Genomic DNA, 1547 nt, shown 5'->3' on the forward strand with positions numbered 1-1547 from the left:
GGGGGGGGGGGGGGGGGCGGGGGGGGCGGGGGGGGGGGTCTAACCTGGGCCGGGGGGGGGGGCCCCCCCCCCCCCGCACCATCCGGCGGCCTCCGGCCGCGCACAGCTACCACCAGGGAGAACCGCGATGGCACCGGCGGGCCTCAGCTCCGAGAACGCAGCGCGGCGCGAAGCGGCGGCCCCCGCAGACCATGCGGCCCCCGCAGACCATGCGGTCGGTGACGCGCTCGCGCGTCCGCACTTCATCGGGATCGGCGGCGCCGGCATGTCCGGCATCGCCCGCATCCTGGCCATGCGCGGCGCGCAGGTCGCGGGCAGCGACGCCCGCGAGTCGGCCACCGCCGCCTCGCTGCGCGCACTCGGCGCCACCGTGCACATCGGGCACGCCGCCGAGCACCTGGCGGACGACACCACCAGCGTCGTGGTCTCCAGCGCCATCCGCGCGGACAACCCGGAGCTGCGGGCGGCGGCCGAGCGCGGCGTGCCGGTGGTGCACCGTTCCGACGCGCTCGCCGCGCTGATGACCGACCGGCGGGCGATCGCGGTCGCCGGCACCCACGGCAAGACCACCACCACCTCCATGCTGGCCGTCTCGCTCGGCACCCTCGGCGTCGAACCGTCGTACGCGATCGGCGGCGACCTGAACGAGCCGGGTTCCAACGCGCGGCACGGCGCCGGCGAGATCTTCGTGGCCGAGGCCGACGAGAGCGACCGCAGCTTCCACAAGTACGCGCCCGAGGTCGCCGTCATCCTCAACGTGGAGCTCGACCACCACGCGAACTACGCGTCGATGGACGAGATCTACGAGTCCTTCGAGACCTTCGTGGGCCGCATCCGTCCCGGCGGCACCCTGGTCATCGCCGCCGACCAGGCAGGCGCCCGCGAACTGACCGACCGCATCCGGGGCCGCGCGGGCCTGAACGTCGTCACCTACGGCGAGTCCGACGGCGCCGACCTGCGCATCCTGGCCGTCACCCCGCACGGTCTGACCAGCGAGGTCACCGTGGCCCTGGCCGACGGCGAGGAGCTGACGTTCACCGTGTCGGTGCCGGGCCGGCACTACGCGCACAACGCGGTCGCCGCGCTCGCCGCCGGCATCGCGACCGGCCTGCCGGCCCGCGAGCTGGCCACCGCGCTCGCCTCGTACACCGGCGTCAACCGCCGCCTCCAGCTCCGCGGCACCGCCCGCGGCGTGCAGGTCATCGATTCCTACGCGCACCACCCCACCGAGATCGCCGCCGACCTGGAGGCGATCCGCGGGGGCGCGGGCGACGGGCGGGTGCTGGTGGTCTTCCAGCCGCACCTGTTCAGCCGCACCCAGGAGCTGGGCACCGAGATGGGCGAGGCGCTGACGCTGGCGGACGCAGCGTTCGTGCTGGACATCTACCCGGCCAGGGAGGACCCGGTCGCCGGCGTGGCCCGCGCGCGGGGGCTAGCCCCCGCCCCCGCCAAGGGGGCGGCCGGGCCGGGGGGCGCGGGCCCGGCGGCGCTGCCGGCGCGCCTCCCGGGGGATGCGCCGCCCCGCGGGCGCGGTGGCACCAAGGGCG

At 76.6% G+C, this 1547-nt stretch carries 1 protein-coding gene; it reads left to right on the top strand.

The genetic code is table 11. From position 1 onward, the window contains the following. Window positions 1–265: 265 nt before the first annotated feature. On the top strand, window positions 266–1547 hold a 1282-nt coding region (gene murC, locus AAHZ94_RS33860), incomplete at its 3' end, for a UDP-N-acetylmuramate--L-alanine ligase (protein ID WP_349997524.1).

The sequence above is a fragment of the Streptomyces sp. HSW2009 genome (genome assembly GCF_040240285.1).
Lineage (GTDB): Bacteria > Actinomycetota > Actinomycetes > Streptomycetales > Streptomycetaceae > Streptomyces.